This is a genomic window from Streptococcus troglodytae (assembly GCF_002355215.1).
Taxonomy (GTDB): domain Bacteria; phylum Bacillota; class Bacilli; order Lactobacillales; family Streptococcaceae; genus Streptococcus; species Streptococcus troglodytae.
The window spans coordinates 234,129-250,727 of record NZ_AP014612.1; the positions used below are offsets into that span (position 1 = coordinate 234,129).

General features: G+C 36.7%; 9 protein-coding genes and 5 pseudogenes. 11 read left to right on the forward strand and 3 right to left on the reverse strand.

Translation table 11 applies throughout. The features are described 5' to 3' along the window. Nucleotides 1-498 precede the first annotated feature (498 nt). Nucleotides 499-2,201 (forward strand): annotated as a pseudogene (locus SRT_RS01235) (zinc ribbon domain-containing protein). A gap of 56 nt (nt 2,202-2,257) precedes the next feature. On the opposite strand, the pseudogene SRT_RS01240 reads toward SRT_RS01235, so the two are convergent. Beyond that, nucleotides 2,258-3,150: pseudogene (locus SRT_RS01240) on the reverse strand (RluA family pseudouridine synthase). Nucleotides 3,151-3,193: 43 nt separating this feature from the next. Here SRT_RS01240 and pbp2a point away from each other — a divergent pair. The 4 genes from pbp2a (at nt 3,194) to nusG (ending at nt 6,556) form a co-directional block, all read left to right on the forward strand. After that, complete coding sequence (gene pbp2a, locus SRT_RS01245; protein WP_161940007.1) at nt 3,194-5,473, forward strand: penicillin-binding protein PBP2A; 2,280 nt, start codon at nt 3,194-3,196, stop codon at nt 5,471-5,473. Between the two features lie 50 nt (nt 5,474-5,523). Beyond that, complete coding sequence (gene rpmG, locus SRT_RS01250; RefSeq protein WP_128832771.1) at nt 5,524-5,676, forward strand: 50S ribosomal protein L33; 153 nt, start codon at nt 5,524-5,526, stop codon at nt 5,674-5,676. A gap of 11 nt (nt 5,677-5,687) precedes the next feature. Next, a complete protein-coding gene (secE, locus tag SRT_RS01255; RefSeq protein WP_002262143.1) occupies nt 5,688-5,864 on the forward strand; it encodes a preprotein translocase subunit SecE in 177 nt (58 codons plus the stop codon). 155 nt (nt 5,865-6,019) lie between these two features. After that, nucleotides 6,020-6,556, forward strand: coding sequence for a transcription termination/antitermination protein NusG (gene nusG, locus SRT_RS01260; protein WP_002262142.1), 537 nt, complete (start codon nt 6,020-6,022; stop codon nt 6,554-6,556). 207 nt (nt 6,557-6,763) lie between these two features. On the opposite strand, the gene SRT_RS01265 is transcribed toward nusG, so the two are convergent. Beyond that, nucleotides 6,764-7,453, reverse strand: a complete 690-nt coding sequence (locus SRT_RS01265) for a DUF4956 domain-containing protein (protein WP_128832772.1) — start codon at nt 7,451-7,453, stop codon at nt 6,764-6,766. Beyond that, nucleotides 7,446-8,210 (reverse strand): polyphosphate polymerase domain-containing protein, encoded by a 765-nt coding sequence (locus SRT_RS01270; protein WP_128832773.1) that lies wholly within the window; start codon nt 8,208-8,210, stop codon nt 7,446-7,448. The genes SRT_RS01265 and SRT_RS01270 overlap by 8 nt, the downstream gene beginning before the upstream one ends. Nucleotides 8,211-8,608: 398 nt before the next feature. Here SRT_RS01270 and leuS point away from each other — a divergent pair, with 398 nt between their 5' ends. From leuS to SRT_RS01300, 6 genes and pseudogenes are all read left to right on the forward strand, one after another. After that, on the forward strand, nt 8,609-11,110 hold the full coding sequence (leuS, locus tag SRT_RS01275) for a leucine--tRNA ligase (RefSeq protein ID WP_128832774.1): 2,502 nt from the start codon (nt 8,609-8,611) through the stop codon (nt 11,108-11,110). A gap of 345 nt (nt 11,111-11,455) precedes the next feature. After that, nucleotides 11,456-12,258, forward strand: a pseudogene (locus SRT_RS01280) (amino acid ABC transporter substrate-binding protein). Between the two features lie 160 nt (nt 12,259-12,418). Then, nucleotides 12,419-13,266: pseudogene (locus SRT_RS01285) on the forward strand (MetQ/NlpA family ABC transporter substrate-binding protein). 202 nt (nt 13,267-13,468) lie between these two features. Further along, a pseudogene (locus SRT_RS01290) lies at nt 13,469-14,841 on the forward strand (M20/M25/M40 family metallo-hydrolase). Further along, entirely contained in the window at nt 14,834-15,898 is a 1,065-nt protein-coding gene (locus tag SRT_RS01295; protein ID WP_128832775.1) for a methionine ABC transporter ATP-binding protein, read from the forward strand. The pseudogene SRT_RS01290 and the gene SRT_RS01295 overlap by 8 nt, the downstream one beginning before the upstream one ends. Before the next feature lies 1 nt (nt 15,899). Next, the gene (locus SRT_RS01300; protein WP_002262134.1) at nt 15,900-16,589 is read left to right on the forward strand and encodes a methionine ABC transporter permease; all 690 of its coding nucleotides are present in this window, start codon (nt 15,900-15,902) and stop codon (nt 16,587-16,589) included. Nucleotides 16,590-16,599 lie beyond the last annotated feature (10 nt).

A 16,599-nucleotide genomic window follows, 5' to 3' on the forward strand; every position in this document is an offset into this window, starting at 1 on the left:
TGTCTGTTATTGCTATAGTTTTTATGGATATTTTATCTTGTAGTTAACTTTGTTACAGTAAAAGATGCTGTTTCAATTTTTTAAGCATATGAGTTGTTTAAAGACAGTTGATTTTGATGTTTTGTTATTAATTTGTTATCATTTAAAAAAAGAAAAAAAGTATAATGCAAAAGTACATTAATTTTGACCTATCAGCAAAAGAAGTGATTTGCCAAGGGGGCAAATTTAGAACCTGTATCACAGAAAACTATTTTTATTATGAGACAAACGCCATCTTAGTGAAAGAATAGCTTATGCCGTGGTAAAAAGTTATTGAAGCCAGAAGACAATATTTGAGGGGTCTTTCGATACCCTAAGGCTTGAAATATAGGTGAACCCTTTGAGGAAGTTACTTGCGTACCGAATACTAAGAGCTGACTGACAAAAAAGAAGTCAATCAGATAAGAATATATTTTCTAAAGTCTATTATAAAATTTTAATTGATTCAAGGAGTTCAAGATGGATAGTTTAAAAGAAAAGTGGCAGAAATACTTTAAAAAAGCACAAGAAATAGTTGCTCCTCTTGTGGGGAAATTAAAGCAGCAGCTGCAAGATCTTCTTAAGAAAAAACCTATACGTAAGACTTTAATCATTATAGGGAGCTTCTTTGTTCTTTTTGGATTATGGGGAAGTATTCATTATTCAAAAGCAGCTACCCTTGATCGTTATTTAAAGGCTAGAAGTGCTTCTGGTCATACTTTTGAAAATATTAAAGAGTATATGGTTTGGGATGATACGAATGAATTGATAACCAACGATGAAGCTCAATATACAAAGTTTTCACGTCTGAAGACAAGTGCTAAAAAACGCAGTCTCCGACAGAAACTATTGTCAGCAAAAGCTTCGGATAAACTTTATCTCAAAAGTATTGGTCATAAATTTTTCTTTTTCCCTGATTATCGTCTTGCCATGAAGCCATTGAAATTAACGTTAAAGACGAATATTTCAGGCTTAGATGTTCTTTTAAATGGTAAAAAAATTGCTACTAGTGATTCAGATAATTATCATGTTACGGTTGCTCACCTACCTGTAGATAATTATACCTTTGCTCTTGATGGTATCCATAATGGTAAAGAGGTGGAATTTAGTAAAAATTATGATGGTAAACATCAGACGGTTAATATGGATTTAGCCTTCAAAAACTTTACAGTTAAGAGTAATCTATCTGATGGCAATCTTTATTTTGGTAAAAGAAAATTTCTTCCCTTTCAAATGGACAATATAATGTTGATAACTATCCTATTATGGGAAATAAATCGGTTTATGTTAAGAAAAAATTTTCAGATGGGACAATTAAGTCTAACAAGCAATCTCTAAAGGATATTGCAGACGGCAGCACAGTTCAGCTTGATGTTCCTAATCAGTTGAATCAGGATACGGCTCAGCAACTATTAAATACTGCTTTTGAAAAATTTTCTGTTCATGCTAGTAATCAACAAGATCCAACAGATTTAAACACAGTCTTTGAAAATGGTTCTAATAATGATGTTTACAAGGCTTTAAAAGAGAGTATCAAACAAAAAATGATGGTAGATAGTCGTAAGCCATCTAGCTTTACCATTACTTCGGTCAGTCTCAGTGATTTACATCAAACAGGTATGAAAACTTATACTTTATCTTATGCTCTCACTTATGATTATTACTACGATGAAGCGACTGATCAAGAGAAGAAAACGTCAGGTCATTTATTACAAAATATTACGGGACAGATTCAAGTTAAAAAAATAGAGACTGGCTATACCATTAGTAAATCCGTTAGTGGTCCGACAGTTGTCAGTGAAGACAATCAGGTGAAAAGTCCGATGCCATTACCAGAAGAATTAATAGGAACTTGGGAAGCGAAGCAGGATGATAAGACCATTACCATGACCTTCTCAGAAGATGGTACAGTAATCAAAAAAACGGATTACAAGGATGATAAAAAGGAAGATACGACTAAGACAGCAAAAGTTGAAAAAACAGAAAAGACTTCAGATGGTACTTATCGCTATTACTATCAATCAGGAGATCGTGCTGCTTTTACCGTTTTAGATGATATCGGTGCAAATGATCAATACACTTATGGTGTTAAAATTAGTGGCTCTAGCATTACGACTGTCTATTGGGAATCAGGCGATACCAGTGGCAGTCCTAAAACGGGCATTAGCTTAACTAAGAAATAAGTCAGAAAGAAAAAGGACTTAGCCCTGTGCAATACAGAACGAAATCCTTTCAATAATTATTTGTCCAACTTTTTGGAGTGCGGTACATTATTTGGAAGCCCTTTTTCAAATGTAACGGACGGAGCCTCAACATTGATTTTTTCAAGTGTAAGAGGATGAGTAAAACTTAACTGATGAGCATGAAGCATTAGTCTGGGAGCCGTTTGCTGGCTGTAGAGGGGATCACCAACAATAGCATGATCATGATAGGCTAGATGAAGACGAATTTGATGGGTACGGCCTGTTTGTAGCTGACAGTTAACAAGGCTGGCATTAGGATATTGTTTTAAAAGAGCAACTTGCGTAATAGCGGTTTGACCATGCTCGTGGTCTACAACACGTTTACGTCGATCATGACGATCGCGTCCAATTGGCTCTCTATAAATGATTGTACGTTCAGAAAATTGACCTTGTGCTAAAGCCCAGTATTCGCGCTTGATAGCCTTCTTTTCTAAAAGACGATTAAGGATCGGCAGGATAAACGGATTCTTAGCAAACAAGACAGCACCGCTGGTTTCCATATCAAGTCGATGAACAACATAGCAGGTTTGTCCGACATAAGCAGAAACATGATTGAGAAGTGCGATTTCATTAGGTTCATTAGCATGTGTTTTTATACCTTCTATTTTATTTACAATAATAAGATGTTCATCTTGGTAGAGACAGTCTATTAAAGCCTTGTTTCCCATAGGAATTTTCTTGACAGGATAGTCTGTGTTATCAAAGTTCAACTGGATAAGATCTCCCCGCCTGACAAGACTTTGCCAATTGACGGCTTGACTATTAACTGTGACATTCTTTTTATTCTTAGAAAGTGTCTGATCTTTCTTGGAATTAAGAAATACTCTTCCAGAAGTTTTTTAAGGGGTCCTGTTGGATAAGGGTTTATAATTTTTACAGTAAAAGTCATGATTTTATTATATCATTTTCTTTAAAATTGATATAATAAGGTCATGAGTATATTAGAACTGTTAAAAAAGAAATTTTTTCCAAATAAAAATATTGATCATCAAGGTGACTCCAAAGAGGTTGAAAACGGGATGCCTCAAAATCTTGATAATCAAGCCAGTCAAGCTTCTGACAGCCATTATCATCGTCGTCATGCACAAGAAGAGACTAGTAAATTCAGCAACGTTTTGAGCAAGATAGGCCTTTCTAAAAATGGTCTGGTTAGAAGATATTGGCGCCGTTATCATGTCGGTAAGATTTTGCTGATTGCGGTAGGTGTTTTTGTACTTTTGACAGGTTCTTACCTGTTTTATCTAGCTAAGACAACCAAAGTTTCTGATTTAAAACAGGCTTTGAAGGCAACAACGGTTATTTATGATAAAAATGAAAAACAAGCTGGCACTCTTTATGGGCAAAAGGGCACTTATGTTGAACTTGATGCTATTTCCGACGATTTAGAAAATGCAGTGATTTCAACAGAAGACAGAAGCTTCTATAAAAATAGTGGCATCAATTACAAGCGGATGCTTTTAGCGATAGTCACCTTAGGTTATTCGGGCGGAGGATCGACGATTACACAGCAATTGGCTAAAAATGCCTTTTTAACCCAAGAACAAACGGTTAAAAGAAAAGCACGCGAATTTTTCCTCGCTCTGGAATTGACTAAAAAATATAGCAAAAAAGAAATTTTAACCATGTATCTTAACAATGCCTACTTTGGTAATGGTGTTTGGGGGGTCGAAGATGCCAGTCAAAAGTATTTTGGAACTTCTGCTAGTCGGCTGACACTTGATGAGGCGGCTACTTTGGCAGGTATGTTGAAGGGACCGGGTATCTACAATCCACTATATTCTATTGAGAATGCAACCAATCGACGCGATACTGTCCTGCAAAATATGGTGGCTGCGGGAAAAATATCACAGAAACAGGCCAATGAGGCTAAAAAAGTGGGAATGGGGAACCGTGTAAGTGATACTTATGTTGCTAAGACAGATGACTATCAATATCCCTCTTACTTTGATGCTGTTATTAGTGAGGCTAGCTCTGTCTATGGTATCAGTGAAAAAGACATTGTAAACAATGGTTATAGAATTTATACTGAATTAGACCAGAATTACCAAACTGGCATGCAACAAACCTTTGATGAGGAAAATCTCTTTCCTGTATCAACTTATGATAACACCAGTGCTCAAGCCGCTAGTGTGGCTTTGGATCCTAAAACAGGTGGTGTCAGGGGGTTAGTTGGACGTGTTAATAGCACAAAAAATGTTACGTTTAGAAATTATAACTATGCGACTCAGTCTAATAGAAGTCCGGGTTCAACGATTAAACCACTAGCTGTCTATACTCCCGCAATCGCTTCAGGCTGGTCTATGGATAAACTATTACCCAATACTTCCCGTGATTTTGATGGTTACAAACCCAATAACTATGGGAATATTGAAACAGAAGACATTCCTATGTATCAGGCACTAGCCAATTCCTATAACATTCCTGCTGTTTATACGCTTGATAAATTGGGTATCAATAAGGCGTTTTCTTATGGTAAAAGGTTTGGTCTTAATATGGATGCTGCTAAAAAAGAATTAGGTGTTGCTTTGGGAGGAAGCGTCACAACTAATCCACTTGAAATGGCTCAGGCTTATGCAACATTTGCTAATGGAGGAGTGATGCCAACTGCTCACTTGATTAGTCGCATTGAAACTGCCAGCGGTGAAATTTTGAAGAAATTCACACCCAATGATAAACGTGTTATCAGTAAATCTGTGGCAGACAAAATGACTAGTATGATGTTAGGAACTTTTTCTAACGGGACAGGTGTTAATGCCAATGCTTATGGCTATACTTTAGCTGGTAAGACAGGAACAACTGAAACAAATTTTGATGCCAACCTTGCCAGTGACCAGTGGGTGATTGGTTATACACCTGATGTGGTTATTAGTCAATGGTTAGGTTTCAATAAGACTGATGAGAATCACTATTTGAATGATTCTAGTTCAGGAACGGCTTCTAATATCTTTAGCACTCAGGCAAGTTATATTTTGCCTTATACTAAAGGAACGGAATTTAAGGTTAAAAATGCTTATTTCCAAGACGGCATTAAATCTACCTATGATTCAGATGATACTTCGGATGAAACTAATTCTAATTCCCAAAATATCATTGATGGTATTCGCGAGAAAGCTCAAAATGCTACGGATTCTATTAAGAAAAAAGTGGATGATTCAAATATTATTGACAAGGCCAAGAAAGTTTGGGATAGTGTTGTGAATTATTTTGAATAACTTGCAAGAATAAAAAAACCATGTTAAAATGAAAAAGTTATGGAGGTATTATGGCGCAGAAGAAAGCGAGTCTGGCTTGTGTAGAATGCGGCTCACGGAATTATTCTATTGGCGTGAGTGGCAATCCTAAACCAAGCCGACTAGAAGTTAATAAATTTTGTAAATATTGTAAAAAATATACCTTGCATAAGGAAACACGTTAGGAGAAAAAACTATGAAATTCATCGGTGGCGTTTTTTCAGTTCTAAAGCATACGACATGGCCAACACGTAAACAATCATGGCATGATTTTATTTCAATTCTGGAGTATTCTGCATTCTTTGCTCTTGTCATCTTTATTTTTGATAAGCTATTGACTCTGGGTTTGGCTGAATTATTAAAACGTTTTTGAAAATAAAAACAGCTGAAAAGGGCTGTTTTTTTATGAAGAAATTTGTTTATTTAATAAAAAAGACTAGGGGTTCTTAAGCTTTTATGATATAATAATGTACGAAAATTTCCAAAAGCCACCTAGGCTTTTTTATAATACAAAAATGGAGGTAAATCATGGATTCATTTGATAAAGGATGGTTTGTGCTGCAAACTTATTCTGGCTATGAAAATAAAGTAAAGGAAAATCTGCTGCAACGGGCACAGACTTATAACATGTTGGATAATATTTTACGCGTAGAAATTCCAACACAGACTGTTAATGTCGAAAAAAACGGCAAAACTAAAGAAGTTGAAGAAAATCGCTTTCCAGGCTATGTTTTGGTTGAGATGGTTATGACAGATGAGGCTTGGTTTGTTGTGCGTAACACACCAAACGTTACTGGTTTTGTCGGCTCACACGGTAATCGTTCTAAACCAACTCCGCTTCTTGAAGAAGAAATTCGTTCTATTCTCTTGTCTATGGGACAAACAGTTGATATTATTGATACCAACATCAAAGAAGGAGATGTAGTGCAAATTATTGATGGTGCCTTTGTAGGTCAAGAGGGCCGTGTTGTTGAAATTGAAAATAATAAAGTTAAAATTATGATTAATATGTTCGGAGCAGAAACCCAAGCTGAACTTGAACTGTATCAAATTGCAGAACTATAAAAAACTTTCGGGGCTTGTATTCTGAACCCCATGTCAGCGTCAGCGCTTAATCAACGTGAAAGTGGGAAATAGAGGCAGTGCAGCTGGTATCATCAGTCTGACAATCTATCATTTTACTTGTTGAAGGGTATAAAGAGTCATTTATCAATTGGAAGAAGCAAAAAGTCTCGAGGTAGTGTTACCAAGAGACTTTTTTCATGTCATAAGTTATAAAATTTTCTTTTTTTTGGCGCTGGTATCAAGAGTGACTTCAATATCAGGGTTGTAAGTCATGACACTATTGATGAGTCCTATATCATTCACTTCTGGTTTTAAGTCTAAATGATATTCCATTTGAATAGTGTTGTTTTTGTTAATGTTTTTAACAGAAATGAGATTTATTTCACGGCAGGTTTTGTTTAGAATTTTTTCCAGTATAGGGATATAATCAATCTCATTATTAGGTACAATAAAAGTTGCCTGTCGTCTGCTTGTGCTGACTTGTGAAAAGCCTGAATTCTCATAAAGCCAAAGCACAAGGGTCAAGGTCAGGGTAAACAGGATGGCTAGAACAAGAAAGCCCATACCTGTTGCAATACCAATAGCAGTCGCAAAGAAAATATAAAGAATTTCTTTAGCACCGCCTGCAGCTGAACGAAAACGAATCAGACCAAAAGTTCCTGCAACAGCAACACTGGTCCCTAAATTACCATTAACAAGAAAAATAATCATGGAAATGAGTACAGGCAAGGTAGCTAAGGTAATAATGAATTCTTTAGTATAGATAGTCTTGTATTTATAAATTTTAGCCAGTAATAATCCCAAAAGCAGGCTGGTTAAGATAGATAAGGCGAACATGGTGGGACTAATAGTAATATCTCGATTTGAGAAGACACTGTTAAAAATCTGATTAAGCAATTGATGTAGGCTCCTCTCTGATATCTTCAGGTGTTAGCCCATAGGCCTTTAAATAGGCAGTAGTATACTTTGAAAAAGATTGTGAAATGAGCTGGTGTTTATGGAATATTTTTTCCATCCAAGCAGGAAGCCCGTTTTTAACTTTGACTTCCATAACGATTTGATTATTTTTTAGAAGTGGATAACCATTAAAACCTGAAGTGAGGTTAACATTTTCGTGGCGATAAATAACATTGCGGTCAAAAGTAACGCGAAGTTTAGGATTTTCAATTCCTTTTAGTGAAAAGCGTTCATAGTGAATGAACATTTTTGGTACTAGTTTTCTATAACGTTCTCGTAAAATAGCAAGCTCATGATTAGCTCTGTCATCTTGTTTTATGTTATTGTCCATTATTCCTTGCTGAACATAATTGCAAAGAGATAAAGGAGTGGATGTCAGACGGTATTTATAACCGATTTCTTGTTCACCCTGATATTCTTTTTTCTTGATTTCTAAAAAAGCTTGACTTTTTTGAGTAGGTTTTGGGTCATAGGTACGCATTCTAATTTTTTCACTGGCATGGCGATGGTTGATTGAATCCTTAATCAATTGAAAGTCGGGATTATCAAAATAAATATTGGTAATGGAGGAATGAGTGAAGCGATCCGGAGTAAGATAATCTTGAAATTCTTTTTGTAATTGTTCAAAGGTGTCAGCTTCAATTAAATATTTGATTTCTTTTCTTTGGAACTCTTTTTGGATAGTTTCATTTAACATGATAGTCCTTCTTTCTGCATTTGTCTTATAGATTATACTTAAAATATGGCATTATTCTCTTATCTTAAGCTTTTTGTAGAGGGATAATCAGTAAAGAATTGGAATGCCGCATTATTAAGCATATAGATATTATTACGCTTGTAAAATATCTTTGTGCTATTCTACACTTGTCTTTTTTTCTTGTCAATTCCTAAGTCTAAACTAGAGTATTTTTTCCAAAAAGTATATTCTTTAAAATGTAGATAGCTTGTCATTATCATTTGGAGTAGATAAGCTTTTTTAGTGAGACTCAATCAGCAGTTGCTAGATGCTTTTTCATTTGCAAGTTTCTTATTAGCTCTGTTCATTCCTTATAAAAATGATATAATAAAGAGACTATACTTTTATCGGAGAATATTATGGTTTACTACAATCACAAAGCAATTGAGAATAAATGGCAAAAATTCTGGGAAGATAACCATACTTTTAAGACTGGAACGGCTGCCTCAAAACCAAAATTTTATGCCCTTGATATGTTTCCTTATCCATCTGGAGCTGGTCTACACGTTGGTCATCCAGAAGGTTATACTGCGACGGATATTCTTAGCCGCTTCAAACGTGCGCAAGGTTATAATGTCCTTCACCCCATGGGCTGGGATGCTTTTGGCTTACCTGCTGAGCAATATGCTATGGACACGGGTCATGATCCTGCTGACTTTACAGCGCAAAATATAGCGACCTTTAAACGCCAAATTAAATCACTTGGTTTCTCTTATGATTGGGAGCGTGAAATTAACACGACAGATCCTAACTACTATAAATGGACTCAGTGGATTTTTACTAAACTTTATGAAAAAGGCCTAGCATATGAAGCTGAAGTACCAGTCAACTGGGTTGAAGAACTAGGGACAGCTATTGCCAATGAAGAGGTGCTGCCAGATGGAACTTCTGAACGCGGTGGTTATCCAGTTGTCCGCAAGCCTATGCGCCAATGGATGTTGAAAATCACAGCTTATGCTGAACGTCTCTTAGAAGATTTGGAAGATCTGGACTGGCCTGAATCTATCAAGGATATGCAGCGCAATTGGATTGGTAAATCAACTGGGGCCAATGTAACTTTCAAAGTCAAGGACACAGATGAGGAATTTACCGTTTTTACCACTCGCCCCGATACGCTCTTTGGTGCTACTTATGCTGTTCTTGCTCCTGAGCATGATTTGGTAGATATTATTACTACTGCTGGTCAAGCGCAAGCAGTTGCTGATTATAAACATCAAGCTAGTCTCAAATCGGATTTAGCCCGTACAGACCTTGCTAAGGAAAAAACAGGGGTTTGGACAGGTAGCTATGCTATCAATCCTGTCAATGGCGAAGAAATTCCAATTTGGATAGCCGACTACGTGCTTGCTAGCTACGGAACGGGTGCCATCATGGCCGTTCCAGCTCATGACGAACGTGACTGGGAATTTGCTAAACAGTTTAATCTTGATATCATTCCCGTTCTTGAAGGTGGAAATGTAGCAGAAGCAGCTTATACAGATGACGGATTGCACATTAATTCTGGTTTCTTAAACGGTCTTGACAAGGCTGCTGCTATTGACAAGATGGTTGCTTGGCTTGAAACTGAAGGTGTCGGTAATAAGAAAGTGACCTATCGCTTGCGTGACTGGCTCTTTAGCCGTCAACGATACTGGGGTGAGCCTATTCCAATCATTCATTGGGAAGATGGAACGATTACAGCTCTTCCTGAAAATGAATTGCCACTTGTCTTACCAGTAACCAATGATATCAAACCTTCTGGGACAGGTGAGTCTCCGCTTGCTAACTTGACAGACTGGTTGGAAGTGACGCGTGAAGATGGTGTTAAAGGTCGCCGAGAAACCAATACTATGCCACAGTGGGCAGGCTCTAGCTGGTACTTCTTGCGCTATATTGATCCACATAATGACCAAAAATTGGCTGATGAGGATCTTCTGAAACAATGGCTGCCAGTTGATGTTTATGTCGGCGGTGCTGAACATGCCGTTCTCCACTTGCTTTATGCACGTTTCTGGCATAAGTTTCTCTATGATCTTGGTGCCGTACCAACCAAAGAACCTTTCCAAAAACTCTTTAACCAAGGGATGATTTTGGGAACCAGCTATCGCGATCATCGTGGTGCTTTAGTAGCAACGGATAAAGTTGAAAAACGTGATGGTTCTTTCTTCAACATCGAAACAGGCGAAGAGTTGGAACAAGCACCGGCTAAGATGTCCAAATCACTCAAAAACGTTGTCAATCCTGATGATGTTGTCGAACAATATGGTGCTGATACCCTTCGTGTTTACGAAATGTTTATGGGACCGCTTGATGCTTCTATTGCATGGTCTGAAGAAGGCCTTGAAGGCAGCCGCAAATTCCTTGATCGTGTCTACCGTCTTATCACAACAAAAGAAATAGTTGCCAAAAACAATGGACACTTAGACAAGATTTATAATGAAGTAGTTAAAACCGTAACAGAGCATCTTGAAGCTATGCGCTTTAACACAGCTATTTCTCAATTGATGATTTTTGTCAATGCCGCTAACAAGGAAGAACAACTCTTTCTTGATTATGCTAAGGGATTTATTCAATTATTGGCGCCGTTTGCACCGCATTTAGCTGAAGAGCTTTGGCAAGTATTGACGCAATCAGGTGAATCTCTCTCTTATGTTACTTGGCCAAGCTATGATGAATCCAAATTGGTCGAAGATGAAATCGAGATTGTTCTTCAAATCAAAGGAAAAGTTCGTGCCAAGGTTGTTGTTCCTAAGGATTCCAGCCGTGAAGAACTTGAAAAAATTGCTCTTGCCAACGACAAAATCCAAGCAGAGATTGCAGGAAAGGATATTGTAAAAGTTATTGCAGTGCCTAACAAATTGGTTAATGTCGTGATTAAATGAGATTTGAACTTAAAAAATGAATGCTGTTATTTATGATTTTTAGGAGGATTGGGTAAGATATTCCCATCCTCTTTCTTTATGGAAATAAGGTGAAAGCCTAGTTACACTCTTCAAAAATCAAATAATAGGTTATTATACTCCAATGCTGTCTATGATTTGACACCTAGTCTATTTGGGCAACAAAAAGATAGAAACTTTAATTTTTATTTTCTTTCCTTTTCTAAGATAAAGATTTAACCTTGAGTTCGTGATAGAATTTTCTTATCACCGTGATAGGAATTATATAATAGGCAAGCTTTTCAATTAGTGATAAGATGGATATAATCATATTCTTGGAGGAAAATTATGAAATTGAAACATATTTTAAGAATTGGAGCGGTCGCTTTTGCCTCAATTCTTTTGTTAACTGCCTGCGGATCAAAATCATCTAAAAAAACGGTAACCCTTGCGACTGTTGGGACAACAAATCCGTTTTCTTATGAGAAAAAGGGAAAATTGACGGGATATGATATTGAGGTTGCTAAGGAAGTTTTCAAAGCTTCTGATAAATACGATGTCAAATATCAAAAAACAGAGTGGACCAGCATTTTCTCTGGTCTAGACAGTGACAAATATCAAATCGGAGCTAACAATATCAGTTATACTAAAGAACGTGCCGGTAAATACCTTTATTCTAATCCAACGGCTTCCAATCCATTGGTATTAGTGGTTCCAAAAGATAGTGATATTAAGTCTTATAATGATATTGCTGGGCATAGCACTCAAGTTGTTCAAGGAAATACAACAGTGTCTATGCTGCAGAAATTCAATAAAAACATGAAAACAATCAAGTTAAACTAAACTTTACCAGTGAAGACCTTGCGCATCAAATCCGTAATGTCAGTGATGGTAAGTATGATTTTAAAATTTTTGAAAAAATTTCAGCAGAAACTATTATTAGGGATCAGGGACTTGATAACTTGAAGGTCATTGATCTTCCTTCAGACCAAAAACCATATGTTTACTTTATTTTTGCGCAAGACCAAAAAGACTTACAAAAGTTTGTCAATAAACGCCTCAAAAAACTTTATGAAAATGGCACACTTGAAAAATTATCGAAAAAATATCTTGGAGGAAGCTACCTGCCAGATAAAAAAGATATGAAGTAATTTGTTAAAAATCAGGTTTTTACCTGATTTTTTGGAATTGAGAAAACCAGTGTTTTAACGATATGGCTATAGTTATTAACTATAAGGAAATCTTTGAAATAACAATTTGATAGCTATCATTAAATATGAGAGAATAGGCTTACTTTAATAGAAAAGGTGGATAACCGATGAAACTAAAAAAATATTAGGTCTTTTAGGCTTGGCTTTAGCTGCGGCATTTGTTTTGGCAGCTTGCGGCCAAAAAAATGATAAAAACACGTTAACTGTTGGTGTGATGACCATGACTGATTCTGATAAAGAACGGTGGGATAAAATTGAGGAACTGCTTAAAAAAGAAAATATCAAACTTAAATTTAAAGAGTTTACAGATTACTCACAGCCTAATAAAGCTTTAAAAAACGGCGAAATTGACATCAATGCTTTCCAGCATTATAATTTCTTGAATAATTGGAACAAGGAAAACAAGGGGGATTTAGTTACTGTAGCTGAGACATATATCAGCCCGATTAATCTTTTTTCAGGCACAGAAAATGGCAAAGCAAAATACAGCAGTGCTAAGGAAATTCCAGATGGCGGTCAAATTGCTATTCCTAATGATGCGACAAACGAAAGTCGCGCTCTTTACGTTCTTCAAGATGCTGGCTTAATTAAATTAAATGTTTCTGGTGATGAATTGGCTACCGTTAAAAATATTAAGTCAAATCCCAAAAATCTTGATATTAAAGAAGTGGATGCCAGTCAAACAGCTCGTAATTTAGCATCCGTTGATGCGGCTGTTGTTAATAACAGTTACGCTGTTCCGGCAAAAATTGATTTCAAAACGTCTCTTTATAAAGAAAAGTAAACGAAGGCTCTAAACAATGGATTAATATCATTGCAGCTCAAAAGAATTGGAAAAAATCAAAGAAAGCAGCAGCGATTAAGAAATTGATTAAGGCTTATCATACAGATGCTGTTAAAAAAGTTATTAAAAAGACTGCTAAAGGCGTTGATGAACCTGTTTGGTAAGAGTGGTAAAGGCAAATAAACAATGAGTCTGGGAAAAAAGCTGCCCAGACTTATTTTAAGATAATGACAATTCAATAATTCAATTCAGAGGTAGAAAAACTCATCAGTGAGTGAGCTTTTCTTTAGCTTTGGGATATGAGAGCGCTAAATTATTATAAGATAATGAGTTTGTCTCACCTCTCAGTCATATAAAAGGAGAAAAATGGCATTTTCAAGTGAACAAGAGCAAATTGCTAAATTTTGGCAGGATGAAGTTGCTCAGCATTATTTTGAGGTTTTACGGACTTTGATTTCCAAAAAATCTATTTTTGCACAACAGATAGGTCTGCAGGATGTTGCAGGCTATTTGGGCGAAATTTTTGCCAATGTCGGTGCCGAAGTGACCATTGATGAAACCTATACGGCTCCCTTTGTTATTGCTAAATTTAAAAGTTCCAAACCTCAGGCTAAAACGATTATTTTTTACAACCATTATGATACAGTACCGGCAGATAATGATCAGATTTGGACAGATAATCCCTTTAAACTGACCTTAAGAAAGGGGTATATGTATGGCCGCGGTGTTGATGATGACAAAGGGCATATTACAGCTCGTTTGACAGCTGTTCGAAAGTATATTCGTGAGGTTGGGGATCTTCCTGTTAATGTTACTTTTATAATGGAAGGGGCTGAAGAATCTGCTTCAACAGATCTTGATAAGTATTTAAAAAAATATGCGGATAGTTTGCTTCCTGCCGATGTTTTGATTTGGGAACAAGGTGTTAAAAATAGTCAGGGCCAGTTAGAAATTACAGGTGGTAATAAAGGTATCATTACTTTCAATCTCGCTGTTTCCAGTGCAGAAGTTGATATTCACTCAAAATATGGTGCGGTCGTTGAATCGGCAACATGGTATCTCTTAAATGCGATTTCCAGTATGCGAGCAGATGATGGTCAGATTTTAATTGATGGTATTTATGATCAGGTCTTGGAGCCCAATGAGCGTGAATTGGATTTAGTAGAGCGTTATGCTCTTGAAAATAGTGAAGGCTTGCGCAAAGTTTATGGTTTAAAATTACCAACTTTGAAAAAAGAGCGTCGTGATTTTCTTAAGACCTACTTTTTGAACCCGCCTTGTCCATAGAAGGACTTTCTTCTGGTTATCAAGGACAAGGTGTGAAAACAATTCTGCCTTCTGCTGCCAGTGCTAAGATGGAAATGCGTTTAGTTCCCGGTCTCAGTCCCCAGCACGTTTTTGAGAAGATTAATAGTCATCTGAGAAAATTAGGTTTTGAACATGTTAAGGTAACCTATACCTTGGGCGAAGAATCTTATCGCAGTGATATGAGTGCTCCGGCTATTTTGACCATTATTGACTTGGCTAAGCAGTTTTATGAAGCTGGTGTGTCTGTTCTGCCCACTGCTGCTGGTACAGGTCCTATGCATACGGTTTATGATGCTTTAGGTATTCCTATGTTAGCTTTTGGACTTGGCAATCCCAATAGTCGCGATCACGGTGGTGATGAAAATGTTAATTTAGCAGACTATTATACCCATATTGAATTAATTAAGGAGTTAATTAGAAGTTATGAGTAAAGCGATTATAAAACTTGACCATATTGATATTACCTTTCATCAAAAGAAGCGAACCATTGAAGCGGTTAAAGGTGTCACAGTACATATTAATCAAGGTGATATTTATGGCATTGTTGGTTATTCTGGCGCCGGTAAGTCCACTCTTGTTCGTGTGATTAATCTTTTGCAGACCCCAACAAAGGGAAAAATTACAGTAGATCAAGATGTGATTTTTGAAAATGGTGAAAAGCAGTTATCCAGTCAGGAACTCAGAAAGAAGCGTCATGAAATTGGTATGATTTTCCAGCATTTCAATTTAATGGCTCAAAAGACTGCGCGCCAAAATGTTGCTTTCGCCTTGCGTCATTCCAATCTCAGTGTAGCGGAAAAAGAACGTAAAGTAACAGAATTATTAGAATTGGTGGGCTTAACTGATCGTGCAGAGAACTACCCTTCACAGCTTTCTGGCGGTCAAAAACAACGTGTTGCGATTGCTCGAGCTCTTGCTAATGATCCTAAAATTCTGATTTCAGATGAAGCCACTTCGGCCTTAGATCCCAAAACAACCAAGCAAATTTTAGCACTTTTACAAGATTTAAATAAAAAATTGGGATTGACTGTTGTCATGATTACGCATGAGATGCAAATTGTTAAAGATATTTGCAATCGTGTGGCTGTCATGCAGGAAGGATCTCTAATTGAAGAAGGCTCCGTTTTAGATATTTTTTCAAATCCTAGAGAAGACTTAACCAAAGACTTCATCAAAACAGCAACGGGAATTGAAGAAGCTTTGATAAAGATTAAACAGCAAGAAATCGTTAAAAACTTGCCAGCTAATGCTGCTTTGGTGCAGTTAAAATACGCGGGTAAAACCACGGATGAGCCTATTTTAAATAACCTTTATAAAAAATATCAAGTCACTGCTAATATTCTGTATGGCAATATAGAAATTTTAGAAAAAACACCTGTTGGTGAGATGATTGTTATTTTAGAGGGCGCAGCTACTAATATTGAACAAGCACTTAATGAGTTAAAATATTCAGATTTAACAGTAACGGTTTTGAAGAGAGGAGTTTAAAATGCATTTTATTCAAACCTATTTACCCAATGCTTATGAGCTTGGTTTGACAGGCGATGCTGGTTGGTTAACAGCAATTCTGAATACACTTTATATGACGATTGTTCCTTTTGTTATTGGAGGAGGCGTTGGTTTGGTTTTTGGTCTCCTCTTAGTATTAATGGGACCTGAAGGTGTTATTGAAAATAAGGTTGTTTGTTGGATCATTGACAAAGTAACATCTGTTTTCCGCGCCATTCCTTTTGTTATTTTGATTGCTGTCTTAGCACCATTAACCATGCTTTTGATGCAAACGAATTTAGGTGCGACAGCAGCCTTAGTTCCTTTATCTTTTGCGACTTTTCCTTTCTTTGCACGGCAAGTACAGGTTGTCTTTTCTGAATTGGATCGCGGTGTTATTGAGGCAGCACAAGCTTCTGGAGCTACCTTTTGGGATATTGTAAAGGTCTATCTCAGTGAAGGTTTTCCGGATCTTATTCGTGTCTCAACGGTAACCTTGATTTCTCTTGTTGGTGAAACGGCTATGGCCGGAGCAATCGGAGCTGGGGGACTTGGAAATGTTGCTATTTCTTACGGTTATAATCGTTTTAATAATGATGTCACTTGGGTTGCAACTTTACTTATTCTTTTGCTTATTTTCACAATCCAGTTTATCGGAGATACGCTAACTCGAAAAGTAAGTCATCGTTAAAACTTAGGGT

What these genes read in the sequence shown, in the direction of transcription:
- rpmG (WP_128832771.1), top strand. Translation starts at nt 5,524, where the DNA reads ATGGCGCAGAAGAAAGCGAGTCTGGCTTGTGTAGAATGCGGCTCACGG.
- pbp2a (WP_161940007.1), top strand. Translation starts at nt 3,194, where the DNA reads ATGAGTATATTAGAACTGTTAAAAAAGAAATTTTTTCCAAATAAAAAT.
- SRT_RS01295 (WP_128832775.1), top strand. Translation starts at nt 14,834, where the DNA reads ATGAGTAAAGCGATTATAAAACTTGACCATATTGATATTACCTTTCAT.
- SRT_RS01270 (WP_128832773.1), bottom strand. Translation starts at nt 8,210, where the DNA reads ATGTTAAATGAAACTATCCAAAAAGAGTTCCAAAGAAAAGAAATCAAA.
- secE (WP_002262143.1), top strand. Translation starts at nt 5,688, where the DNA reads ATGAAATTCATCGGTGGCGTTTTTTCAGTTCTAAAGCATACGACATGG.
- SRT_RS01300 (WP_002262134.1), top strand. Translation starts at nt 15,900, where the DNA reads ATGCATTTTATTCAAACCTATTTACCCAATGCTTATGAGCTTGGTTTG.
- leuS (WP_128832774.1), top strand. Translation starts at nt 8,609, where the DNA reads ATGGTTTACTACAATCACAAAGCAATTGAGAATAAATGGCAAAAATTC.
- nusG (WP_002262142.1), top strand. Translation starts at nt 6,020, where the DNA reads ATGGATTCATTTGATAAAGGATGGTTTGTGCTGCAAACTTATTCTGGC.